Source organism: Candidatus Poriferisodalis sp., assembly GCF_965204125.1.
GTDB lineage: Bacteria > Actinomycetota > Acidimicrobiia > Acidimicrobiales > Poriferisodalaceae > Poriferisodalis.
The window spans coordinates 307779-329528 of the sequence record NZ_OZ241968.1 but is presented as its reverse complement, the minus strand read 5'-3'; the positions used below and the strand labels follow the sequence as shown (position 1 = coordinate 329528).

Genomic DNA, 21750 nt, shown 5'->3' with positions numbered 1-21750 from the left:
GGTAGCCTGCGTTTGTGGCTCTGTTTCAGCGCGTGCTCCGTGCCGGGGAAGGCAAGAAGCTGCGCCTGCTGACCGAGTTGGTGCCCGAGATCAACGCTGTCGAGCCGGAAATCGAGCGCCTCTCCGACGATGCGCTGCGAGCCCGCACGGGCGAGTTCCGCGCTGAGATCGATCGTGGCGCCGACCTCAACGACGTCTTGGTTGATGCCTTCGCGGTCACCCGCGAAGCCGCACGCCGGGTCATCGGTCAGCGCCACTACGACGTGCAGCTCATCGGCGGCGCGGCGCTGCATTTCGGCTGGGTGGCCGAGATGCGCACCGGCGAGGGAAAGACGCTGGTGTCCACCCTGCCGGTGTACCTCAATGCGCTGAGCGGCAAGGGCGTCCACGTGGTCACCGTGAACGACTACCTGGCCGCTCGCGACGCCGAGTGGATGGGACGCATCCACCGGTTCCTGGGCCTGGAAGTGGGGCTGGTGGTGCCCGGCCCCTATGACGCAGCACACAAGCGCCGCCAGTACGAAGCCGACATCACCTACGGCACCAACAACGAACTCGGCTTCGACTACCTGCGAGACAACATGGCGCCGAATCGCGGCGCTCAGGTCCAGCGCGGCCACAACTACTGCATCGTCGACGAGGTCGACTCGATCCTCATCGACGAAGCCCGCACGCCGCTCATCATCAGCGGCCGGGTGGCCGACGCCGCCAAGCTCTACCAGCAGTTCGCACGCATCGCCGCCACCATGACCCGCGACGTCGACTACGAGGTGGAAGAAGACAAGCGCAACGTGGCCGTGCTCGAGCCGGGCATCTCCAAGGTCGAGCGAGCGCTCAACATCGACAACCTGTACGACCAGGTCTCGGCCAATCTCGTCCACCAGATGAACGCGGCGCTGCGGGCCAAGGAGCTGTACCGGCGCGACAAGGACTACGTCGTCTCCCACGGCGAGGTGAAGATCGTCGACGAGTTCACCGGGCGCATCCTGGAAGGGCGGCGCTGGAGCGAGGGTCTCCACCAGGCGGTTGAAGCCAAAGAGGGCGTGGCGATCAAGGAGGAGAACCAGACGCTCGCCACGATCACGCTGCAGAACTACTTCCGCCTCTACGACAAGCTCGCCGGCATGACCGGCACGGCCACCACCGAAGCCGCCGAGTTCAACGGCACATACGGACTCGACGTGGTGCCGGTGCCGACCCACCTGCCCGTGGCCCGCGACGATCAGGGCGATCTCATCTACAAGACCGAGGCAGCCAAGCTGGAGGCGGTCGTCGACGACATCTCCGAGCGGATCCGCTCCGGGCAGCCCACGCTGGTCGGCACGGTCAGCGTGGAGAACTCCGAGAAGCTGTCCACGGCACTCGAACGCCGGGGCATCGATCACAACGTGCTCAACGCCAAGGAGCACACGCGCGAGGCCGAGATCATCGCCCAGGCGGGCCGGCTGGGATCGGTCACCGTGGCTACGAACATGGCCGGCCGCGGCGTCGACATCCTGCTCGGCGGCAACCCCGAGGGCTTGGCGCGGCGCGACATGCTGCGCGAGAAGCTCGACCCCGACGATCCCGACAACATCGCGGACCTGGCGACCCGGGCTGAGCGCTACGAGCCCGAGTGCCGTGCCGAGGGCGACGAGGTGCGCAAGCTGGGCGGCCTGTACGTGCTGGGCACCGAGCGGCACGAGTCTCGGCGCATCGACAACCAGCTGCGAGGCCGTGCGGGCCGTCAGGGCGACCCCGGCGCCAGCCGCTTCTACCTCTCGCTGGAAGACGACCTGATGCGCCTGTTCGCGACCGGCGCCGTGAACTGGGTGATGGATCGCACGCTGCCCGATGACGTGCCGCTCGAGGCGAAGATGGTCACCAAGGCCATCGAGCGGGCGCAGAACACCGTCGAGCAGAAGAACGCTGAGGTCCGCAAGAACGTCCTCAAGTACGACGAGGTGATGAACGAGCAGCGCAAGGTGATCTACGCGCGGCGCGAGCAGATCCTCGACGGCGACGATCTGCGCACCGAGTCGCTGGGGTATCTCCGCGATGCCGCCGAAGCTGCGGTGCTGGACCACTGTGTGAGCGAGGTCCCGACCGAGTGGGACCTCGACGGGCTGCTGGCCATGATCGGCACCTACTGGCCAACCGAGCTCACGGCTGCGGAGCTGTCGGGCGACGGCGAGCGCGACTGGAGCGTCGACGACGCCGTGGAGCTGGCGTGCGCCGACGGCGAGCATCACTACGAGGCGCGAGAGGCCGAGATCGGTCCCGAGGCCATGCGCGAGGTGGAGCGCCAGGTGATGCTGCGCCTCATCGACCAGCGCTGGCGCGAGCATCTCGCCGACATGGACCACCTGCGCGAGGGCATCCACCTGCGCGGCATCGGCCAGAAGGATCCCGTGGCGGAGTGGCAGCGGGAGGGCTTCGACATGTTCGGCGCCATGCTCGAGCGCGTCTACCGCGACTTCGTGACTTACGTGATGCACGTGCAGGTCACCGCGGCACCGCCTGACGCCGAGACCGCCACCGACGGCGCAGCCCCGCCGGCCGGGCCGTCACGGTCGACCTCGGCAGACGGCACACCCCGCACGACCGACGTGCAGTACTCGGCACCCGACCTCACGCCCGCCACCGTCGGAGCCGGCAACGGCGCATCGGCTGCTGGCCCTGCGCCCGCGGCGCAGCGGGGCCCCAGCGGGCCGTCGCAGTCGCGCCGGATTGCCGGCGCGTCGACCGGCACCGTGGTCAAGTCGGCCCAGGAGAAGCTGGGCCGCAACGATCCCTGCCATTGCGGATCAGGACGCAAGTTCAAGCACTGCTGCGGTCGCTGAGGTGAGCCGATCGTTGAGCGATCTTGCCGACGCGCTGGCCGACTTGGATCGGCGCGTCAACGAGGCGCACCAGTATCTCGGGATCGACGAGGCCCGTGCGGTGGCGAATGGCTTGGAGGCCGAAGCATCGGAGCCGTCGCTGTGGGACGAGCCCGACCGCGCCCGTGCGGTCACCACGCGCTTGTCGCGTGTGCGTGACGACATCGAACGCTGGGAGCGGGCACGAGCCGAGGTCGATGATGCGGCGGCACTGGTCGAGCTGGCCACCGAAGAAGACGACGCGGAGCTGCTGCCTGAGATCGACGAGGTGGTCACCGCAGCCGAAGGTCGGCTCGCCGACATCGAGCTGATGGCGCTGTTCGGCGGCGAGCACGACGAGAACGACGCCGTGTGCGAGATCAACTCCGGGGCCGGAGGCACCGACGCCTGCGACTGGGCCGAGATGCTGCTGCGCATGTACCAGCGATGGGCCGAGCGCAACGACTTCTCCGTAGAGCTCACCGAGGCCACCGACGGCGGGGAAGCCGGGCTCAGCTCTGCGACGTTCCTGGTCAAGGGACGGCACGCGTTCGGGTTTCTTGCAGCGGAACGGGGAGTGCACCGGTTGGTGCGCATCTCGCCGTTCGACTCGCAATCGCGCCGGCACACAGCCTTCGCGTCGCTGTCGGTGGTGCCGTTCTTCGACGAGGTGTCAGACGAGGTGCCCATCGACGAGAGCGATCTGCGCATCGACACCTACCGTTCGTCGGGCGCGGGCGGCCAGCATGTGAATGTCACCGACTCCGCCGTGCGCATCACACACCTGCCCACCGGGGTCGTCGTGGCCTGCCAGAACGAGCGGAGCCAGCACCAGAACAAGGACCGGGCCATGCAGATGCTGGCGGCCAAGTTGGCCGATCTGCAGCGAACCGAGCGGGAGGCCGAAGTAGCGGCCCTCGCAGGCGAGCAGCGCGATGTTGCGTGGGGCAGCCAGATCCGCTCGTACGTGCTGCACCCCTACCAGCAGGTCAAGGATCTGCGCACCGGCATGGAGATCGGCAACGTCGACGCCGTGCTCGACGGCGACCTCAGCGGCCTGATGGAGGCTTACCTGCGCTGGCAGCGCTCCCAGCAACCCCCGGCCGTCGAGACCTGAGGCTGAGCCGATTGGTGACGGGGTTGCGGCGGGTCGCTGGCGTACCTTGGGACGCGCATGATCCGCTTCGACAACGTCACGAAGATCTACAAGGGCGAGACGCGGGCGGTCAATGGCGTGACGCTCAACATCGAGAAGGGTGAGTTCGTCTTCCTGGTGGGACCGTCGGGCTCGGGCAAGTCCACGATGCTGCGCCTCATGACGTGCGAGGAGAAGGTCACCGCCGGTGACGTCCACGTGGCCGGCAAGGACCTCTCCAAGCTGAACAGCTGGCGTGTGCCCTACCTGCGACGGAACATCGGCTCGGTCTTCCAAGACTTCAAGCTGCTGCCGAACAAAACCGTCTACCAGAACGTGGCGTTCGCGCTCGAAGTCATCGGCCGCCCCGAGAACGTCATCCGCACGCAGGTGCCGGCCATCTTGGAGCTGGTCGGCTTGGAGGACAAGCACCGGCGGTTTCCCGACGAGCTCTCGGGTGGCGAGCAGCAGCGTGTGAGCATCGCCCGGGCATTCGTGAACCGGCCTCTGATCCTGCTGGCAGACGAGCCCACCGGAAACCTCGACCCCGACACCTCAGAAGAGCTCACGTCGCTGCTCGACCGGATCAATCGCACCGGCACCACCGTGGTCATGGCCACGCACGACCGCACGATCGTGGACCGCATGCGGCGCCGGGTGATCGCGCTGCGCCACGGCGAGCTCGTGCGTGACGAACAGCGCGGCGCCTACGGCAGCGAGACCGACTCGCCAGAGTCGCTCGGGGTCCATCCTGTCGATGGGGCGAGTCCGTGAGCCGGATCCGTTACTTCGCGCGGGAGACCTGGACCAATATCCGGCGCAACCTCACGCTGACGTTCGCAGCGATTCTCACCGTGGCTGTCGGCGTGATGCTGGTGGGCATGGGGCTCATGGCTGGCTACGCCAGCGGGAACGCGCTCGATCGCTGGGAGGGCGGCGTCCAGTTCGAGGTGTTCCTGAATCCCCAGATCGATCCCAGCCAGATCGATGCGCTCGGCATCGAGCTGCAGACCCACCCCGAGATCGACCGCATCGAGTTCTTCAGCGCCGAGGAGGCTTACGCGCTGGTGTCCCAGCAGATGGCCGACCAGCCCGAGCTGCTCGCCCAGGTGTCGCCCGAGGCGCTGCCTGCGTCGTACCGGGTAGTGCCCCGGTCGGTCGAGGCGGAGCTGATCGAATCGCTGGCCGCCCAGTTCCGCCAGCGGCCCGGTGTGATGTCAGTCCAGACAGGCCGAGAAGAGGTCGACGCCATTCGCACATGGTTCACGTCGTTCCAGGGCATCGTGCTGCTGCTGTCGATCGTGCTGTCTGGCGCCAGCGTCATGCTCATCTTCAACTCGATCCGAGTGGCGATGTTCGCCCGCCGGCGCGAGATCGAAGTCATGAAGCTGGTCGGCGCCACGAACAGCTTCATCCGGTTCCCGTTCATGCTCGAAGGCATGCTGCACGGCCTCGCCGGCGGCATCATCGGTGCCATAGCCGCGGGAGCTCTGCGAGGCCACGTCGAAGGCCTGTTCTCGCGCTCGGACATCCTGGCGTTCTTCCGGTCGTTCGTGGTCACGTCCAATCAGTTCACGACCGTGGTGTTCGTGACGGTGATCGCCGGCGTGCTCGTGGGGATGATCGGCTCGGCGTTCGCAGCCAGCCGCTTCCTCGACGTGTAGCGCAGCCCGGCTCAGCCTCTCAATCGGCTGCTCGACGCAGGGTGCGGCCGGGCGTGTAGAAAAGCCGCCGACACCGCCGTCCGTAACCCGGGCGGCAACGGATTGAGGGGGCGCTGTGCCGGAGTTCGAGACGATCCTGTACGAGGTTGACGACCGCGTCGCCACCATCACGCTGAACCGCCCCGAGCGCCTGAATGCGTTCAACAGCCAGATGCTGCGTGATGTGATGGACGCCATCGACCTGGTCGATGCCGACGACGATGTACGGGCGGTGATCTTCACCGGCGCCGGCCGTGGCTACTGCGCCGGGGCCGACCTGAGCGGGGGCGCCGACACCTTCGACTTCGACAGCCAATCCGATGAGCGCAAGGCCGAGCGAGCCTCTGAGCGGGGCGAGGGCGGCGACCTGGCGTGGATGCGCGACGGCGGTGGGCTGCTCACGCTGCGCTTGTACGAGTGCAACAAGCCGCTGATCGCGGCGATCAATGGGCCTGCGGTCGGCGTGGGCGTCACGATGACGTTGCCGATGGACATCCGGCTGGCGTCCACCAAGGCCCGTATCGGGTTCGTGTTCGCCCGTCGCGGCGTGGTGCCCGAGGCCTGCTCGTCGTACTTCCTGCCGCGCGTGGTGGGGTTGTCGCGGGCGCTGGAGTGGTGCTTCAGCGGCCGGGTGTTCGACGCAGACGAGGCGCTCGAAGGCGGGCTGGTGCGCAGCCTCCACGAACCCGATGACCTGCTGCCGACGGCCCGGGCCATTGCAGCGGAGATCGCCGAGAACACCTCGGCCATCTCGGTGACGGTGATCCGCCACATGCTGTGGCGCATGCTGGCTGCCGATCACCCGATGGAGGCCCACAAGATCGACTCCCGGGGGATCTTCCACCTCGGACGGGGCGCCGATGCTCATGAGGGCGTGGCGTCGTTCCTCGAGAAGCGGCCACCGGAATTCTCGCTGCGCCCCACCCAGGACCTGCCCGAGTACTTCCCCTGGTGGGACGAGCCCGAATTCAGCTAACCCCGAATTCGGCTGGCTCGGGCCGGTCGGCTCAGGCCTCGGACTGCTCTATAGGCACAGGGTCGTCGCCCCAGCCGGTGAGCAGGACGCCTGCGACGCAGGCGGCAACGGCGAGCCCGAACGCGGGACCGAAGCTGTCGAACCAGTCGGCTGTTGCACCGCCGAGCTGCGGTCCGGCCGCCAGGCCGAGGCCGAACACGATCGTGGCGACCCCGTAGGCCGCGCCGAACTCATCACCGGCGAGGCTGTCGCTGACGCGGGCCGCGATCGAGGCGATGATGCCGGTGAACGCCGTGCCGAAGATGAACGCCGCCGCCCACGCCAGTGCCTGCCCGCCTACGGCGAGCAAGGGGTAGGCCGTCATGAAGACCATGGAGATCATGGACACGCAGAACCCGATGGTGACGGTGCGCCGCCTGCCAAGACGGTCGGCTGAGCGTCCGAAGATCGGCCCGCCGGCGATGCTGCCGACGCCGATCAACGAAAAGGCGATCGTGGCGTCCCGAGGGTTGAAGAGGTCGGCGTAGCCCTCGAGATGCGCCACGATGAACGTGAGCGCCGTGGTGACGACGAAGGCGTGCAGCGTGTAGGCGGTGATGAGCCGTCCCGCTTGCGGCACCTTGGCGAGGGCGGCGCGGGCACCCCCGAAACCCGTGCGACCGGGTGTGCGCGGCCATCTGCGCACGGCGACGGCGAGGGCGATCAACATCGCCGCGCCGATGATGAGCTCGACCCGGTACACGTTGCGCGGATGGCTGAGGTCGGCCGCGACCAGCACTGCCTCGCCAGACTCGATGCCGTCGGGACGGCTCAGCAGCGCGTCGATGGCCGCCGCTGCGACCATGCCGCTGCCGACGCCGCCGGTCATCCAGCCGGCTGCTGCGCCTCGGCGCTCAGGTCCCAGCAGCTCCGCGGCGAGCCCAGGAGTGCCCACCCACACGCCGGCTGCGCAGAAGCCCGTCAACGCGAGCGCGAAGGCCGCAACGCCCACGTTCGGGCTCCACGACAGCAGCGCCAGCCCGGCCACGTTGCCCGCAAGGCCGATCCGCACAGCGCCGCTCAGGCCGGTGCGTCCCACCGTGAGCGCAACCACCAGCGAGCCCACCACGTACAGCAGCAGGTTGAGCGAGCTGAGAGCGCTGGCCACGGTGTTGGACAGGCTGAACCCGTCGCGCATGTCGGCATAGAGCAGCGAAAAGGTGAAGCGGCCGAACGATTGCGACACCGCCGCTGCCCCCGCCAGCGTCAGCAGAGTGCCGATCCGGCGTGCAGGGCTGAACGCTTCGGTATGGGGCGTGGCGGTCACGACGAGTTCGCTTGGTGGCTCATGGCGCGAGGAAGGCGAGGCCCGGCGTGGGGAACTGTGCGCGGGTCAGTCGTGCGGCCAGGTCACTGCCGGCAGCGGGGGACGCTCGCGGTAGATTGTCTCGGTCGCTATCACCCGCCGTGGCGAGCGCTCGGTGTCGGCGAACTTCGCCACGTCGGCACGGATGACGTCGCGGTCGTGGTCATCGCCGAAGAAGCGTTCACGCATGTCCTCAAGCGAGGCGAACGCGACCAGCGCGAACCCGTCGTAGGACGGGCCGTTGAGGGTGGCCACGACGCTCAGCTGGGTGTAGTCCCACATGCCCGGGTGATGCTGCAGCGCCAGCGGAACGTGGGTGTCGCGCCAGTGGCTGTCGCCCTGCGCGTGGGTCAGCCGAGGGTGATGGACCATGGGGAAGATGGCGGTGAGGCCCGGCGAGGCAGTGCCCGGGTCGGCCCCCAGCGGGCGCTCGCGGATGACGCGTGAGAACGCCAGGTAGGTGCCGACCGTCGCGGCGGGCGTCAGCAGGTCCGGGGAATCGGTCATGGCGCGCACGAGCGTGCGGAAGGGGAACTCGCGGCGATCGTCGGGATCGGCCGCGTAACACACGCCCCCGACGCTGGCCGCTACGTCCGCAGCGGCATCCGGATCGTTTCCCGTGACGACGAGCTCGTGCATGCCTGCAACCTACTGCTGGCCCCAGCACAGCGCCCGACCCCCCAACAGTGCCTTGCCGCTGACGCGGGCCGGCTGGCCCGGCAGGATGGGGGCGTGCTCGAGATGGACGAGGCCCGCTTTGCCGACCTGGTGGAACAGGCGCTCGAAGACATTCCCGACGCGCTGCGCTCGCTGATGGACAACGTGGCCATCTTCGTGGAGGACCGCGGGGAGGATCCGGACCTGCTCGGCGTCTATGAGGGCATCCCGCTGACCGAGCGCCACGACTACGGCGGCTTGGCGATGCCCGACAGCATCGTCATCTACCGGCTGCCGATCCTGGAGATGTGCGAGACGGCCGACGACGTCGTCGAAGAAGTGCTGGTGACGGTGGTGCACGAGATCGCGCACCACTTCGGCATCGACGACGACCGGCTGCACGAGCTCGGTTGGGACTGATCGAGGCCCAGCAGTCACACCCGGCCAAGGCCGAGGTCCAGCCGGCCTCGGGCAACGTTTGCCGCGAGTACTTCGGTGGGTCCCTCCGCCAGTCTCAGTGCGCGGACTCGCCGCAGCATGTCGGCCAACGGATGGCCGTCCACGAGCGCGGTTCCTCCGACGAGTTGCACGGCGTCGTCGCAGATCCGGCTCAGCGTCTCGGTCGCCAGCGACTTGGCCGCCATCACCTCGTTGACGGCGTTCTCGCCGGCATCGAGCAGTCGTGCCGTGCGGTAGAGCGCGCTGCGAGCCGCGTAGGCGGCGATCCGCATGTCTCCCAGCGCCACCCGCTCCAGGTCGGTGCCGACCTGTGCCCGTTCGTCTGTCGAGTCGCGCCGCCCCGCCCGCTCCACCATCAGCTGCTCGACGAAGTCGATTGCGAATCGGCACTGGCCGATGCATTCGGCTGCAATTGCCATACGCGTGGCGTTGATCTGGCTCATCGCCCGTCGCAGGCCGCCCCCGGCCTCGCCGATGACGTGGGTGGCCGGCACGCGCACATCGCTGAATGTGAATGCAGCATGGTGGCTGCCGTCGAGGGTGCCGAATCGCTGCTCAAGCGTCACGCCCGCCCGATCGGTCTCGATAAGCACCATCGCGGGGCCGATCCCATCGACCTCCACCAGCGCGTTGATGAAGTCGGCGTCAGCGCCTCCCGTCACGTAGGACTTCGCTCCGTTGACCACCAAGTCGTCGCCGTCACGGCGTGCCCACGTGTGGCGCGTGGCGTTGGCAGGCTCAGTGAACCCGAATCCGCTGCGCATGTCCCCAGCGAGATACGGCAGCAGGAACTGGCTGCGCAGGGGCTCGCTGACGTCGGCGAGCACGCCCGGCGAAGGCCCGCAGACTCCTGGCAGGTGACCCACATTGCGGCTGGCGAGCGTGTCGCGCACCACGGCAAGTGCCAGCGCGCCCGCTTCGGTGCCGCCAACCGACGTCGGTTGGGTCATGCCGAACACTCCAACCGCCTTGGACGCGTCCCGGACCGCCGCCCCGATGTCGCTCTCGGCGACCCGGCCCGAGAGCGTCGCAAGCTCGTCGGCAAGCCGCTCGGCGGTGCGCAACAGCTCGGTGTGCTCGGCGTCGAGGAAATCGGGCATCTCTCGCGCTCTCTAGGCCGTGTGGGTGCGGACCCAGTCGGCTATGAGGTCAGCGGCTTCGGCCCGCGCACCGGCGGGTTCCGTCAGGTAGTGGTCGCCGGAGATGGAGTGCACCGGCACGTCCGGTGCACCGGGCCGGCCGCGTAGCGCGTTGACGATCTTGGCGGTATCGGAGGAGAAGATGCCCGTGTCGGCATCGGCGTCGATGACCATCGCCGGCAGATCGATGTGCCGCGCTTGGTCGGTGCTGCACTGCGAATCGGCGAGGCTCCACATCGACAACCAGGTGCGCAGGGAGCTCACCGTTCCGACGCCGAAGATCCCGTAGTTGGCCCGGCGCGGATCGCCGAGGTAGCAGCCGGGCACGATGCGCTGGCTGGGGTCGATCGAGCCGTCGAGCATGCGCAGGTCGGCCCACAGCCGCGGCACCACGAACAGGCGCTCGCGATGCCCCGCTGCTGCGAGCCGGTCCAGCTCGTTCTTGCACCAGGCAGTGATCCGGTCGTTGCGAGCACGCTGGCCACGCCGGTACGCCGCGATGAATTCAGCGTCGAACGGCGGCTCCCGGTCGGCGCTGAACGGGTCGAGAGCCGGGTCGGCGCTGAGCGGGTCGTTCTCGTCGGTCACCGACGGATCCATCCAGTTGGTCAGCACCTCGGCACGGCCGGTGTGGGCCACGATCGAGACGTACAGGTCGCCTCCCGCCAGGTCCTCGATCGCCGGGTGTAAGCCTCGCCGGCTGTACTCCGGAACCAGATTGGGCGCCGTGGCCTGCGCCTGGTAGGTGGCCATGAGCGAGCCGCCCCCGCTGTTGCCAAGCAGCACGACGCAGTCGACGCCCTGGCTGCGCAGCCAGCGGACGCCGACGTCGATGTCGGCGAGCGCCAGATCGGCCAGGAAGTAGGGCTCGGCACCCCGGAAGCGGGTGTTCCAGCCGAGAAAGCCCAGGCCCCGCTCGGCGATGTAGGAGGCCAGGTAGTGCTCGCTGAAGTCGATGTTGTAGTGGGTCGCGATCAGCGCCGTGCGCGGCTTGTGTCCTTCGGGTCGGTGGTAGACGCCTTGGCAGGGATGCCCGCCCACGCCGGACCGGGGGGCACTGGCGCTCGGCAGCGCGACGAACTCGCGGGCGATGCCCATCTGTCGGCCAGCCCGGAGCTCAGGCCGTTGCGTCGGCGGGGATGGGGGAGCGCATCACTTCCAGCGCCTCGGCTGGATCGGGCTCGATGCCGGTGGTGTCCCGGCAGAGCTCCACCATGATCCCGTTCGGGTCCACGAAATAGAGCGAATGGCACCAGCCGTGGTCCACTTCCATCAGCGGCTCGATGTCGGCGGCAGCCATACGCTCGCGGGCGGCCTCTTGCTGCTCAGGCGTCGCCCGGACGGCGACGTGATTGACCCACACCGGCAGCCCCACCGTCGCGCTGAGATCGGTGCTGTAGTCGGCCCGCTCGCCCATGTTCTGGATGTAGAAGAAAGCGATGCACTCGCCGTCGCCGATGTCGTAGAAGACGTGCTTGATGTGGCCTGTCGGCCCGCCGTCGGGGTGCGGCCGCTCTGCCTGTTCGGCGTGGACCAGCGGGAACCCCATCAGGTCCTCGTAGAAGCGATGTGTCGCCTCGAGATCTCGTGTCGCGTAGGCGACGTGGTGAAGTCCCATGGCTCCCCCTGCTGCGGTGTTCACCGCAAGGTTCTCACATCCCGATGGGCCGATTCGCCTCACGGACCGGGCCCGGCGTGCTCGTGGAGCGGGAACTTCGCGACGTCCAGGTACTCGCCCCACGGAGATGACTCGACCAGGCTGATCTCGGTGACCTCGAACGTCTCACCCAGGCGTGGCCAGTCCACCGTCGGCTGCCGCTTGCGGAACCTGGCAACCGTGAGGTGCCCCACGAAGGGGTGATCCGGCGGCGGATCACCGATGTAGCGAGTGCAGTCGATGACGGACGCAGCGAGATCGTCGACGCCCACAGCCGGAAGCATGAGCACGCCCCGACCGAGACGCTCCGGCGCCGGGCCGAGCGTTACCGACGTCTTGCCGAATGACTGCGCACCGAGGGCGCTGAGCGCTTCGCCGGTGTCGCATTCGCCGAGGAAGCGGAGCGTGATGTGCAAGCGGTGTGGCTTGGTCCAGCTGACACCTGGCTCGGATGGTCTTGGCAGCCCAGCCAGTTCGTCGACGACGGAGGGGGGCGGCCACACGGCGACGAACAGGCGCGGCACGGCGCGAACCTAGCGGCGCGTCTCCGCCATGCCGGAGACACTCGGCCCCAGGGTTGATGCTGCTTGTGAGCCGGCAAGCCGGAGACACCCGCTCAGGTTCCGAAGCCGCTTCTGAGCCCGCGCGGAGGCGGGTTACGCTCGCAAGGGTGATGCTGGTACTGCGCCGAGCGGCTCTGTTCGCTGCCTCGTGCGCAGTAGGTGTGGGCCTGTTCGCCGGTTGCAGCGACAGCGACGAGACACCGCAGACCGTGGCAGCCACCACGGCCGTACCGGCGGCGGCGAAGACCGAGCCGTCTGCCAGCGGGACCAAGGCGCCCGTGTCTGCTGAGCCTGCAGATGCCGAAGGCACTGCAGATGACGCCGGCACCGCCGACGAGGCGGGCACTGATGTTGCGGATCAGGCCGCCGCGCAGCCCGAGGACGACGCTGCCGCAGAGCAGCAGGACGAACCTGACGATCAGCCCGGTGATGCTGCCGAGCAGCCGGCGGACGACGAAGCCGATGATGCTGGTAGCGGCGGAGAACAGGACGCTGCCGCGGCCGCCACCGGCGAGGACAGCGAAGACAAGGCCCAAGCAACGGAGTCAGAAGCCGGCGGCTCATCGCAAGAAACCCAAACGGAGGATGAGCGGGCTGCCGAACCGGAAGCCGACGACGGCGAGCAGGACGGAGAAGACAGCAAGTCCGAGGGTGAGTCCGAAGAAGCCGCGGAAGCTGAGGAACCCGAGGAGGCTGAGACTGCCGGCGAGGCAGAGCAGGACCCCGACGGAGACGACGCCGAAGAAGCTGTCACCGATCCCGAGCCCACCGAGGATCGGCCCAAGGTGCTGGCGCTGGCCGTCGCACAAGTCGACGGCACGACGCTCGACGTCAGTGCATTCGCTGGCCGCGACGTGCTGGTGTGGTTCTGGGCGCCCTGGTGACCGAACTGCCAGCGAGAGGCGCCTGCGGTCGCAGCGCTGAAGACACAACACGGAGGCAAACTGGCCCTCGTCAGCGTCGGGGGACATGACACAGCGTCGGCCATCTCACGCTTCGTGAGCTCCTACGGACTTGGCCACATGCCGAACTTGCCCGACACCGAGAATCAGCTCGCCAGAGCGCTCGGCGTCAGCTATCACCCCCGCTGGCTGCTGATCCGCGCCGACGGCACTGAGCAGGCAGGCGGCGGCGCGATCCCCGATGCAGTCGTGACCGACGCCCTCACCCCCGGCTGATCGGGGAGCGGCTAGTGGCCGCGGGAGTCAGCAAGCAGGTCGCGCAGCAGCTCGGGCGGGTCGTCGGCCACGACGAGTGCTTCGCCGATCAGGGCGGCGTGGTAGCCGGCTTGGGCTATCGCTCGCATGGACGTGCCGCCGGATACGCCGATGCCTGAGGCCGCAATCAGCAGGATCTGATCGTCGATGTTCTCGAAACTGCGGCTGACCCGGACGGCCTTGTCGTAGTCGACGGTGAACTTGGTCGACTCGGGGTTGTCGCGCTGGTTGATGGCGATCATGTAGGCGCCGAGATCGACTGCCGTCTCTAGCTCGGCTTCGTCGCGGACCTCGGTGAGAACGTCCACGCCGAGCGACAGCGCCAGTTCCTGCATGGGCGGCAAATCGGCCGGGTCGATGTCGGCGAGGATGACGAGCATTGCATCGGCGCCCATGGCATGGCTGTCGCGGACGTCATCGAGCGTGCGCAGGAAATCCTTGCGCAGCACAGGCAGACCCGTCACCGCCTTGGCCGCTTGCAAATCCTCGGGCGATCCGCCGAACCGCTCGCTCTCGGTCAGCACCGACAGGCACGCAGCCCCGCCCGCCTTGTATTCGGATGCCAGATCGGCTGCGTCGGCGTCGGCGTTCAGCGCCCCGCGAGACGGCGAGCGCCGCTTGATCTCGGCGATGACCGACAGTCCAGCTTCTCGCAGTGCGGCCGCAAACCGGTTCCCAACCGCGACCGAGCCCGGCTCGGCGTCGTCAGCGGGATTGTCTGCTGCCATGGGACGATCTCACTCCGCGAGTCGGCCTGATTGACCAGCGACTCTACGCCGCCGCTCGTCACGTCGGCCCTCAGATTGGGCCGCAGCATCTGGCAGTTACGCCTGCAGCCGGGGAAGTCCTACCGCGACTGCAACGTGGCAACGACAGATGACTACACTGTAGTCATGCCAGTTGTGTCGGTCCGCATTTCGGATAACGAGTTGTATGACCGGCTTCGCCAGAACGCACGACGTCACAGTCAGGGAATCTCGACACTCGCGGAGCGTCTGATCGACGAAGGATTGCGCATGCAGGCCCATCCGGCGCTGATGTTTCGGGACGGTCCACGGGGCCGCCGGGCAGCGCTGGCAGCCGGACCGGAGATCGTCGATGTCATCGGATCGCTCATTGGGGGCGATGTGCCGGCCGGTCAACGACGAGCGCGAGCGGCTGAGCTGCTGAACATCAGCCCGGCTACCGTCGACGCGGCACTCACGTACTACGCAGAATTCACCGACGAAATCGACGCGGAGATGGCCGAACGAGCGAGGGCGTCCGAAGAGGCTGAGGCTGCTTGGGCCCGTCAGCAAGCACTGCTTGAAGCGTGAAGCTGCTCCTCGACGAGATGCATGCGCCGACCGTCGCGGCCGCACTCGTCGAAGCCGGGCATGACGTCGTAGCCGTGGCGGCGAACCCCTCGCTTCGTGGGTGCAGCGATGCGAGCCTGTTGCAGCACGCGATGGAGTCTGGTCGGGCGCTGGTGACCGAGAACGTCGGCGATTTCTCGGTGCTGGTGCAGCGCCGCGTGGCCGCTGGAAAGTCGCATCCAGGCGTCATCCTCACGAACCCCGCCCGCTTCAACCGGGCGTCACTGGCCTACCCGGGAAATCTGATAGCCGCGCTCGCTGCCTTGCTCATTGACCCGCCAGTGGATGGCGATTCGTGGATGTGGTGGCTTCAGCGCGCTTGAAGGCACGAGCAGCATAAATCACTTGGATGATGGGAAAATAATGAAATAAATTGAAATATATGGAAGATGAGCTCATGAACGATGATGGCGGCGAGCTGCAGCGCCGCCAGCTGCGTGCCGCTGGGGTGCTGGTGGCTTCCGATGCACGCCTGCGGCCGACGACCACGATGGTCGCGGATGACGAGTCGGGCGCCACGGTCGCCGTCGCCACGCTGCTGCTCGACGTCACCCGCCCGGATTGCATCGATCGGGTCGTGAGCTGGATGCGCGACACCGCCACCCTCCTCGAGACCATCCGAGAACTCGAACGCTGAGCGGATCGAGCATGATCAGGAGTTGCTTGAGCGCTTGGCCAGGTGACGCTGTATCTCAGTGCCGCCGATCAGACGTCCGTGCCTCGGTCGGGGGTTCGGAGTTGGCTGTGCTCAGTGAGGCTTCGGTGCTGGGTTGTTGGGCCTGGGGTTGCGAACAGGAGGCGTCCGGGTTCGTTAACGACGAGCCGGTGCCATGTGCCGCGGGGCACGACACACATGCGGCCGTGCCCGAGGGCTGCGGATTCGATCTCGTGTCCGTGATCAAGGATGATCTCGATCGAGCCGGACAGCCCCACCAAAATCTCATCGCCGCCCGGATGCATCTCCCACTGGCTGTCCTGTCCTAGGTGAACCACTCCGGTCAGGCGACCGTCGAGGTTGCGCTCGGCGAGTGACTGCCAGAAGTCGGGCGCGCTGGCGTCGAGCCGGATGGCATCGCCGTCGAGCGCGAGGTGCAGGAAGGTCTGCTCGGGATCCAGTGACGCGTGCTCAGCCACAACGGCGATCCTTGCACTTCTCGGCGGCCTGTTGCGATCGCCGGGTGGGGTGCGGATGTGTAGCGCAGGGAGCGCGGTAGCGTCGCCGCGGTGCTGAGCGAACTGCGGGAGCTGCCGCGGGCGGTGTGGCCGAGAGCCGTGGCGTACGGCGTCATTGCCGCCGTGCTCATCGGGATTCCGTCGGATCTGATCGACACGCCGATCTTCGGCCGACCCATCGACGCTCGGTGGCTGGACTGGGTGATCCTGGCGACGACCTCGGCGTTGATCGGGCTGATCCTGGCAATCCGGCCGCCGTCGAGCGCCGAGACAGGCACCGAAGAGGCCGTTGAGCGGCAGGGCACCACCACCTTGTGGGGCGGGCTGATCTCGTTTCTCGCGGTCGGCTGTCCGGTGTGCAACCAGGCGGTCGTGGCGCTCGTGGGCATCTCGGGGGCGCTGTCGTGGTGGGCGCCGGTGCAGCCCTTCGTGGGGCTGGCAGCACTCACGCTCTTGGTGTGGACACTGCGCAAGCGACTGCGTACCTATCGAGCCGTCGCCTGCCCAGTTCCCGCGCCGTAATCGAGCATCGAGAGCGCTGCAGGCGAATGCCGGCCGGTCAGTCGGGCGGCCTGAGCTCGGTGCGGATCCGGTGGCGGGTGATCCACAGTCGCAGCAGTATTCCCGCCGCAAGCAGGAATGCAGTGCCTCCGTAAAACATGATCGGTATCGCCGCGACCAGAACCCCGAAATAACCCCACAAGATTCCCTCCCAGGCCGTGAGCACCCACGTGAGCGGGGCCACGCCGACCGGCGCGTATGACCGCCAGGCAGCCCACACCGACGGCCCCAGGTACAGGCCATTCGCAAAGGCGAGCACCGTGCCCAGCCACGTCCAGCCCGCGACAAGCTGCAAGCCCACACATGCCACGCCCACGGCAATACCGGCAATGACAGCGATGCGCACGTCTGCGCCATTGCGCCAGAGCAGATACAGCACGAGACCGAAGCTGATGACCGCCGCCAGTACGGCGGGCATTGCCTCCCAGACCTCTTCGGCGATCACCCACGCAGTCCAGCCAACGTTAACCACCATGCCGATTGCTGCCCATGCAGGCGTGGTGCCTTCGATTCGCTTCAGGCGCACCAGCCGCACCACCTGGGGCACGACTTGCACGAATGTCACCGTGTTGGCGACGACGGCGATCAGGAATGCCAACGGGTCCTCGCTCACGGCACGCTCTGGCCATCTCGCGCAGCGTCACACCATGACCGTTGTCGACGACAGCCTGGGCGCACCGCGACCATCCCGAAAGTGTCGCATCCCGAAGCGATTCGCAGAGCGCCGACCGGCTCGGCGAGGCCAGCCGGAGGCGTGAGCTCGGCACCCGAGAGTGCACCCGACGCCGTTTCGGGGTTGGATGGTCATTCGTGACCGCCCTCGGCAGCGACGCGACATCCCATCGGCGCAGGCTGATGGGTACGGCCGCGGTGATCCTCATGGCGCTGCTCGCTGCCATCGCTCAGTCGTTCGGGCGATTCACCTACGGAGTGCTGCTTCCCGCAGTGCGTGACGATCTCGACCTGTCGAACACGGTCGCCGGGTCGCTCGCAACCGTCAACATGGCGGCATACCTGCTGGGCACACTCGTCGTCGCCGCGGCCTCCAGCCGCTTTCGACTGTTGTCCGTGATGCGGGTCGGACTAGTGCTCGCCATCATCGGCCAGGCGCTCGCGACCATTGCTCCAGGGGCGGCGGTGCTGGGTGTCGGATTGTTCACGCAGGGTCTGGGCGGTGCCTTGACCTGGATCCCCGCCCCGGTCGTCACCGCCGATGCGATAGCTCCTGAGCGGCGCGGTCTCGCCGTGGGTTTCCTCGGCGCGGGGATGGGTTTCGGCGTTGTCTTCGCCGGTCAGCTCGCGAGCTTCGTTCGCTCCACCATGGGCGACGCGTCCTGGCGCAACGTGTACTTCGTGCAGCTCATCATTGGCGCCATCGTGGCGGCCGGCGTGCTGCTGTTCATCGGCCATCGCCAAGAGCGGCTTGCGTCACGGACAGGCGTCGGCGGATTCAGCGCACTGCGGCGGATGCCCGGCTGGGTGCCGCTCGTAGGGGCATTCGTCACCTTCGGGTTGCTGTACCTGATGGTCATCGCGTTCTTGACCACACGGCTCGAGGACGACAGCGGTTGGACCAGCTCGCAGGCAGCGCTGGCGTTCACGCTCGTCGGCTTGGCGATGATCTTCGGCGGACCGCTGTTCATCGCGATCTCGGAACGCATCGGACCGAGACCGACACTGGCGATGTCATTCGCGGGCTGGGCCATCGTCACCACGCTGATCTTGCCGGGCTGGTTCGTGCCGACGATCGTCCTGTCGGTGGCTATCGGCGTGTTGTTCGCTGCCATGCCCACGGTGCTGACCGTCTATGTCGTCAACAACACCACCACCGACGACTACGGACCCGCGTTCTCCGCCACCACCTTCTGCTTCGGCGTGGCTCAGATGATCTCGCCGCAGCTCGGCGGGTTCATTGCCGACGCGGCCGGGTCATTCACGCCCGTCTTCCTGCTGTCGGCGGCGCTTGGCGTGGTCGGCATGTTTGCGTCGCTTGGACTGCCGCGCCGTGTGCGGCCAGGCTTTGCGGCCGTGCCGGCTCCCGTGTCGGCTGTGGCGCCGGAGCCCGACTGGCGCTTGGTCAACATGACCTTCGACGTCATCGCTGCCGACGCCACGGCCGACGCGGTAGTCCAAGGATCACGGTCGGGCACTGTCAGGGCGTGACCTAGGCTCAGGCTTGGCGCCGTGATGGCGTGCACGCCTTTCGAGGCGTCGCAACCTCACGTCCGAGGAGGCGCTTCCCTGTGATGAACCTGCGGGTCCTCAAGGCCTCACTACTGCTTGCCGCCACAGCACTCCTTGCTGCGTCGTGCGGAGATTCCGACGACAGCGATGCGCCCGCGGCTCCCGCAGAACCCGCGCCGACCGAGGCCGCCGTGCCCGATGAGGTCTCGCTGACGCCGGGCGAGGGCGTGCCGGTCACCCTGGGCCGGGCCAACTGGAACAGCGGTTACTTCCAGGCCGAGATATTCCGCCAGCTGCTCGGAGAACTCGGCTACGAGGTGTCCGATCCCGCAGAGCTGGAGCTCGGCCCCAACGCCGCCTATGTCGCGATGGCAGAAGGCCAGATGGACTTCTGGGCGAACAGCTGGTACCCGCTGCACCTGTCGTGGCTCGCCGGCGAGCTGCCCGACGGCTCGCTCGTCGGCGATCACTTGACTGTCGTCGGCGAGCAGATGATCGCCGGCGGCATCCAGGGCTTCCTGATCACCAAGTCTTTCGCGGACGAATTCGGCGTCTACACGATGGACGAGCTCAACCGCAACGCCGACGCGCTCGCGGCCTTTGATGCGGCTGACCCGGTGCCCGGCAACGGCATTGCGGACATCTTCGGCTGTGCCGAGTCGTGGACCTGCGACAACATCATCGAGTCGCAGATCGCGTTCTCGGGCTGGGACAACATTGCGCAGACGATCGCCGGCTACGACGCGATGTTCGCCCAGGCGGTGGATGCCGCGGACGAAGGTGTGCCGATGGTGATCTACATGTGGACGCCATCGGCGTATATCACCCTGCTTCGGCCCGGCGACAACGTGTACTGGCTGGGAGTCGAGCAGATTCTGGACGACTCGAATCCGACCGGCTTCGAGGGCGGCGAGGCGCACGATCAGCGGGGTGCCGACGGGACCGGCGGCTATGCCGCGATCGGGCCGGACCTGTGCCCCGCCGCCACGGACCATGCCGAGGGTTTGTGCCCGATCGGCTGGGTCGCGGCAGACATTCTCGTCACGGCAAACACCGAGTTCCTCGAGGCCAATCCGGCAGCCGGGGCACTCTTCGAGGCTGTGACGCTGTCGGTGATCGAAGTTTCATTGGCCAACGTGGCACAAGACGAGGGCACAGGAGCTGCCGACCTGGCAACGGCGTGGATCGCGGACAATCGCACCACAGTCGACGCCTGGCTCGACGCCGCTCGAGCCGCCGCGTAGGCCATTCCTTCGAGCCGTCGCCCCACCGGCGCGTCCTCAACGGCACCGGCACCGTACGAACTAGCGTCCACATTGATGTCTGGTCCGAGCGGGCCTCGTGTGCCCACCGGCAATCCGGTCGTGCCCTTGACGCCGTCGGACATCGCCACCCAGGTGTCTCACCTGGCGATACGTCGGGCAGCGCTGAGCTTCGGGTCGATGTCGGTGCTGGCCGCGATGGCGGGCGTGTTCGTTGCACTCGGCGCCATGCTGACCAACACCATTTCGGCGTCGTCGAACCTCGGCCTCGGCCCCACCCGGCTCCTGATGGGCATCGGACTGTCGACGGGGCTGTTCCTTGTGGTGATCACCGGCGCGGAGCTGTTCACCGGCAACAACCTCATGGTGATCGGGCTGCTGGACCACCAGATCACCGTCCGCCAGCTCATCCGGAACTGGATCTCGGTGTACTTGGGCAATTTCATCGGTGCCTTGGCCGTGGTGCTGGTGGTGTTCTGGTCGCGCTGGTGGGAGATCGCTGATTATTCGTTCGGTGCCGCGGCGCTCACGAACGCCCACGCCAAGATCGATCTCGGGCTCGGCACGGTGTTCGCCCGGGGGATTCTCGCGAACGTGTTCGTGTGCCTGGCGCTGTGGCTGGCGACCGCAGGCCGCTCGCTCATCGACAAGCTGGTTGCCGTGGTGCTGCCGATCTCCGCGTTCGTGGCCGGCGGGTTCGAGCACAGCGTGGCCGACATGTACTTCGTGCCGATCGGCATGCTGGTCTCGGGTCAATCCGAGGTGGCTGCAGCTGCCGGGCTCTCGACCGCCCAGCTGGACGGCCTGAACGGGGCGTGGTTCGCCGGTTTCCTGGCGATCGTGACGCTGGGCAATGTGGTGGGCGGCGTCCTGGTGTCGCTGGCCAACTGGTTCGTGCATCTGCGGAGGATCCCGACCGTCGGCTGAGCCTTCGCATAGCTGCCGGCTCGGGTGCGCTTAGCTGCCCCCGGTCTCGGCTGCGGTCTCCTCGACCGGCTCGAGCATGACGATGGGGAACTCGCGGTCGGTCTTGCGCTGGAAGTCGACGTAGTGATCACCCTGGCTGGAGATGTGGTCCCACAGCTCGGCGCGCTCGTCGCCTTCGGTGAGGCGAGCCGTCATTTGGCGCGTGCCGCTGCGGTTGCGCACGGTGACTGCAGGATCGTCACGCATGTTCAGGAACCATGCGGGGTGATGGTCGGAACCGCCACGCGAGCCGATGACTGCGAAGGCGCCGTCGCGCTCGGCGACCGCGGACAGCAGCGTCGTGCGGGGCTGGCCGCTGCGGCGGCCCGTCATGGTCACCTCGATGATGGGTGTGCCCTTGTGGATCCAGCCGAGCCGGCCGCCGCTCAACCGGATCGTCGTGCGGTTCAGCCAGTTGGCCGCTTTGAAGGTGAAATCGTTCGTCCACATGGAAATCCTCGGCGATCAGGCGCGGGCGCTCGCTCCACGCTCGCGATCTAGTTTGGGACGCTGCTTCCACCGATCACGTGCCTGTGTGTCATGGCTCTCACAGTAGTG

The 21750-nt window shown here is 67.4% G+C and carries 25 protein-coding genes; 15 read left to right on the top strand and 10 right to left on the bottom strand.

The window, feature by feature from the left end; translation table 11 throughout:
• Positions 1-14 precede the first annotated feature (14 nt).
• The 5 genes from secA to ACOGXD_RS01730 all read left to right on the top strand — a co-directional run bounded on the left by secA (position 15) and on the right by ACOGXD_RS01730 (position 6654).
• Positions 15-2822: a preprotein translocase subunit SecA gene (gene secA, locus ACOGXD_RS01750; RefSeq protein WP_419916211.1), complete on the top strand. Its 2808-nt coding sequence runs from the start codon at positions 15-17 to the stop codon at positions 2820-2822.
• 13 nt (positions 2823-2835) lie between these two features.
• Positions 2836-3957, top strand: coding sequence for a peptide chain release factor 2 (gene prfB / locus ACOGXD_RS01745; RefSeq protein ID WP_419917342.1), 1122 nt, complete (start codon positions 2836-2838; stop codon positions 3955-3957).
• Positions 3958-4014: 57 nt separating this feature from the next.
• Positions 4015-4749, top strand: a complete 735-nt coding sequence (ftsE, locus tag ACOGXD_RS01740; RefSeq protein WP_419916210.1) for a cell division ATP-binding protein FtsE — start codon at positions 4015-4017, stop codon at positions 4747-4749.
• Complete coding sequence (locus tag ACOGXD_RS01735; RefSeq protein ID WP_419916209.1) at positions 4746-5639, top strand: cell division protein FtsX; 894 nt, start codon at positions 4746-4748, stop codon at positions 5637-5639. The genes ftsE and ACOGXD_RS01735 overlap by 4 nt, the downstream gene beginning before the upstream one ends.
• A 115-nt stretch (positions 5640-5754) precedes the next feature.
• Complete coding sequence (locus ACOGXD_RS01730) at positions 5755-6654, top strand: crotonase/enoyl-CoA hydratase family protein (protein WP_419912526.1); 900 nt, start codon at positions 5755-5757, stop codon at positions 6652-6654.
• A gap of 31 nt (positions 6655-6685) precedes the next feature.
• Here the strand turns inward: ACOGXD_RS01730 and ACOGXD_RS01725 are convergent, their stop codons facing one another.
• Positions 6686-7960 (bottom strand): MFS transporter, encoded by a 1275-nt coding sequence (locus ACOGXD_RS01725; RefSeq protein WP_419916208.1) that lies wholly within the window; start codon positions 7958-7960, stop codon positions 6686-6688.
• 66 nt (positions 7961-8026) lie between these two features.
• Positions 8027-8638 carry an EthD family reductase gene (locus tag ACOGXD_RS01720; protein WP_419916207.1) on the bottom strand — a complete coding sequence of 204 codons (612 nt, stop codon included), beginning with the start codon at positions 8636-8638 and terminating at the stop codon, positions 8027-8029.
• 93 nt (positions 8639-8731) lie between these two features.
• Here ACOGXD_RS01720 and ACOGXD_RS01715 point away from each other — a divergent pair, with 93 nt between their 5' ends.
• Complete coding sequence (locus ACOGXD_RS01715) at positions 8732-9076, top strand: metallopeptidase family protein (protein WP_416246681.1); 345 nt, start codon at positions 8732-8734, stop codon at positions 9074-9076.
• Between the two features lie 14 nt (positions 9077-9090).
• On the opposite strand, the gene ACOGXD_RS01710 is transcribed toward ACOGXD_RS01715, so the two are convergent.
• Genes ACOGXD_RS01710 through ACOGXD_RS01695 form a run of 4 tightly spaced genes read right to left on the bottom strand, consistent with a single transcriptional unit; the run spans position 9091 to position 12435 of the window.
• A complete protein-coding gene (locus ACOGXD_RS01710) occupies positions 9091-10215 on the bottom strand; it encodes an acyl-CoA dehydrogenase family protein (protein ID WP_419916206.1) in 1125 nt (374 codons plus the stop codon).
• Positions 10216-10227: 12 nt separating this feature from the next.
• A complete protein-coding gene (locus tag ACOGXD_RS01705) occupies positions 10228-11352 on the bottom strand; it encodes an alpha/beta hydrolase family protein (RefSeq protein ID WP_419916205.1) in 1125 nt (374 codons plus the stop codon).
• Positions 11353-11371: 19 nt separating this feature from the next.
• Positions 11372-11896, bottom strand: coding sequence for a VOC family protein (locus tag ACOGXD_RS01700; RefSeq protein WP_419916204.1), 525 nt, complete (start codon positions 11894-11896; stop codon positions 11372-11374).
• Between the two features lie 35 nt (positions 11897-11931).
• Positions 11932-12435, bottom strand: a complete 504-nt coding sequence (locus tag ACOGXD_RS01695) for a 2'-5' RNA ligase family protein (RefSeq protein WP_419916203.1) — start codon at positions 12433-12435, stop codon at positions 11932-11934.
• 149 nt (positions 12436-12584) lie between these two features.
• On the opposite strand from ACOGXD_RS01695, the gene ACOGXD_RS01690 reads away from it, so the two are divergent.
• Together ACOGXD_RS01690 and ACOGXD_RS01685 are read left to right on the top strand one after the other, a co-directional pair.
• A complete protein-coding gene (locus ACOGXD_RS01690) occupies positions 12585-13358 on the top strand; it encodes a hypothetical protein (RefSeq protein ID WP_419916202.1) in 774 nt (257 codons plus the stop codon).
• A 138-nt stretch (positions 13359-13496) separates the two neighbouring features.
• Positions 13497-13652 (top strand): hypothetical protein, encoded by a 156-nt coding sequence (locus tag ACOGXD_RS01685; protein ID WP_419916201.1) that lies wholly within the window; start codon positions 13497-13499, stop codon positions 13650-13652.
• A gap of 11 nt (positions 13653-13663) precedes the next feature.
• Here the strand turns inward: ACOGXD_RS01685 and ACOGXD_RS01680 are convergent, their stop codons facing one another.
• Complete coding sequence (locus ACOGXD_RS01680) at positions 13664-14419, bottom strand: indole-3-glycerol phosphate synthase TrpC (RefSeq protein ID WP_419916200.1); 756 nt, start codon at positions 14417-14419, stop codon at positions 13664-13666.
• Between the two features lie 165 nt (positions 14420-14584).
• Between ACOGXD_RS01680 and ACOGXD_RS01675 the strand changes: the two genes are divergently transcribed.
• The 3 genes from ACOGXD_RS01675 to ACOGXD_RS01665 are packed head-to-tail and all read left to right on the top strand — an operon-like array spanning position 14585 to position 15683.
• Entirely contained in the window at positions 14585-15007 is a 423-nt protein-coding gene (locus ACOGXD_RS01675) for a hypothetical protein (protein ID WP_419916199.1), read from the top strand.
• Positions 15004-15369 carry a DUF5615 family PIN-like protein gene (locus ACOGXD_RS01670; RefSeq protein WP_419916198.1) on the top strand — a complete coding sequence of 122 codons (366 nt, stop codon included), beginning with the start codon at positions 15004-15006 and terminating at the stop codon, positions 15367-15369. The genes ACOGXD_RS01675 and ACOGXD_RS01670 overlap by 4 nt, the downstream gene beginning before the upstream one ends.
• Before the next feature lie 59 nt (positions 15370-15428).
• Positions 15429-15683, top strand: a complete 255-nt coding sequence (locus tag ACOGXD_RS01665) for a hypothetical protein (protein WP_419916197.1) — start codon at positions 15429-15431, stop codon at positions 15681-15683.
• Between the two features lie 68 nt (positions 15684-15751).
• Here ACOGXD_RS01665 and ACOGXD_RS01660 read toward each other — a convergent pair whose 3' ends face one another.
• Positions 15752-16180 (bottom strand): cupin domain-containing protein, encoded by a 429-nt coding sequence (locus ACOGXD_RS01660; protein ID WP_419916196.1) that lies wholly within the window; start codon positions 16178-16180, stop codon positions 15752-15754.
• Positions 16181-16270: 90 nt separating this feature from the next.
• Here ACOGXD_RS01660 and ACOGXD_RS01655 point away from each other — a divergent pair, with 90 nt between their 5' ends.
• On the top strand, positions 16271-16741 hold the full coding sequence (locus ACOGXD_RS01655; protein ID WP_419916195.1) for a hypothetical protein: 471 nt from the start codon (positions 16271-16273) through the stop codon (positions 16739-16741).
• A gap of 37 nt (positions 16742-16778) precedes the next feature.
• On the opposite strand, the gene ACOGXD_RS01650 is transcribed toward ACOGXD_RS01655, so the two are convergent.
• The gene (locus tag ACOGXD_RS01650; protein ID WP_419916194.1) at positions 16779-17393 is read right to left on the bottom strand and encodes a hypothetical protein; all 615 of its coding nucleotides are present in this window, start codon (positions 17391-17393) and stop codon (positions 16779-16781) included.
• 197 nt (positions 17394-17590) lie between these two features.
• On the opposite strand from ACOGXD_RS01650, the gene ACOGXD_RS01645 reads away from it, so the two are divergent.
• From ACOGXD_RS01645 to ACOGXD_RS01635, 3 genes are all read left to right on the top strand, one after another.
• Complete coding sequence (locus tag ACOGXD_RS01645; protein WP_419916193.1) at positions 17591-18943, top strand: CynX/NimT family MFS transporter; 1353 nt, start codon at positions 17591-17593, stop codon at positions 18941-18943.
• An 83-nt stretch (positions 18944-19026) separates the two neighbouring features.
• Positions 19027-20208: a glycine betaine ABC transporter substrate-binding protein gene (locus tag ACOGXD_RS01640; RefSeq protein ID WP_419916192.1), complete on the top strand. Its 1182-nt coding sequence runs from the start codon at positions 19027-19029 to the stop codon at positions 20206-20208.
• 75 nt (positions 20209-20283) lie between these two features.
• Positions 20284-21153 carry a formate/nitrite transporter family protein gene (locus tag ACOGXD_RS01635; protein ID WP_419916191.1) on the top strand — a complete coding sequence of 290 codons (870 nt, stop codon included), beginning with the start codon at positions 20284-20286 and terminating at the stop codon, positions 21151-21153.
• A gap of 30 nt (positions 21154-21183) precedes the next feature.
• Here ACOGXD_RS01635 and ACOGXD_RS01630 read toward each other — a convergent pair whose 3' ends face one another.
• Positions 21184-21642, bottom strand: coding sequence for a nitroreductase/quinone reductase family protein (locus tag ACOGXD_RS01630; RefSeq protein WP_419916190.1), 459 nt, complete (start codon positions 21640-21642; stop codon positions 21184-21186).
• Positions 21643-21750 lie beyond the last annotated feature (108 nt).

Excerpts from the sequence above, each read along its gene's own strand:
- ACOGXD_RS01640 (WP_419916192.1), top strand. The coding sequence starts at position 19,027 with ATGAACCTGCGGGTCCTCAAGGCCTCACTACTGCTTGCCGCCACAGCA.
- ACOGXD_RS01680 (WP_419916200.1), bottom strand. The coding sequence starts at position 14,419 with ATGGCAGCAGACAATCCCGCTGACGACGCCGAGCCGGGCTCGGTCGCG.
- ACOGXD_RS01720 (WP_419916207.1), bottom strand. The coding sequence starts at position 8,638 with ATGCACGAGCTCGTCGTCACGGGAAACGATCCGGATGCCGCTGCGGAC.
- ACOGXD_RS01635 (WP_419916191.1), top strand. The coding sequence starts at position 20,284 with ATGTCTGGTCCGAGCGGGCCTCGTGTGCCCACCGGCAATCCGGTCGTG.
- ftsE (WP_419916210.1), top strand. The coding sequence starts at position 4,015 with ATGATCCGCTTCGACAACGTCACGAAGATCTACAAGGGCGAGACGCGG.
- ACOGXD_RS01690 (WP_419916202.1), top strand. The coding sequence starts at position 12,585 with ATGCTGGTACTGCGCCGAGCGGCTCTGTTCGCTGCCTCGTGCGCAGTA.
- ACOGXD_RS01665 (WP_419916197.1), top strand. The coding sequence starts at position 15,429 with ATGGAAGATGAGCTCATGAACGATGATGGCGGCGAGCTGCAGCGCCGC.
- ACOGXD_RS01710 (WP_419916206.1), bottom strand. The coding sequence starts at position 10,215 with ATGCCCGATTTCCTCGACGCCGAGCACACCGAGCTGTTGCGCACCGCC.
- ACOGXD_RS01630 (WP_419916190.1), bottom strand. The coding sequence starts at position 21,642 with ATGTGGACGAACGATTTCACCTTCAAAGCGGCCAACTGGCTGAACCGC.
- ACOGXD_RS01675 (WP_419916199.1), top strand. The coding sequence starts at position 14,585 with ATGCCAGTTGTGTCGGTCCGCATTTCGGATAACGAGTTGTATGACCGG.
- ACOGXD_RS01705 (WP_419916205.1), bottom strand. The coding sequence starts at position 11,352 with ATGGGCATCGCCCGCGAGTTCGTCGCGCTGCCGAGCGCCAGTGCCCCC.
- ACOGXD_RS01685 (WP_419916201.1), top strand. The coding sequence starts at position 13,497 with ATGCCGAACTTGCCCGACACCGAGAATCAGCTCGCCAGAGCGCTCGGC.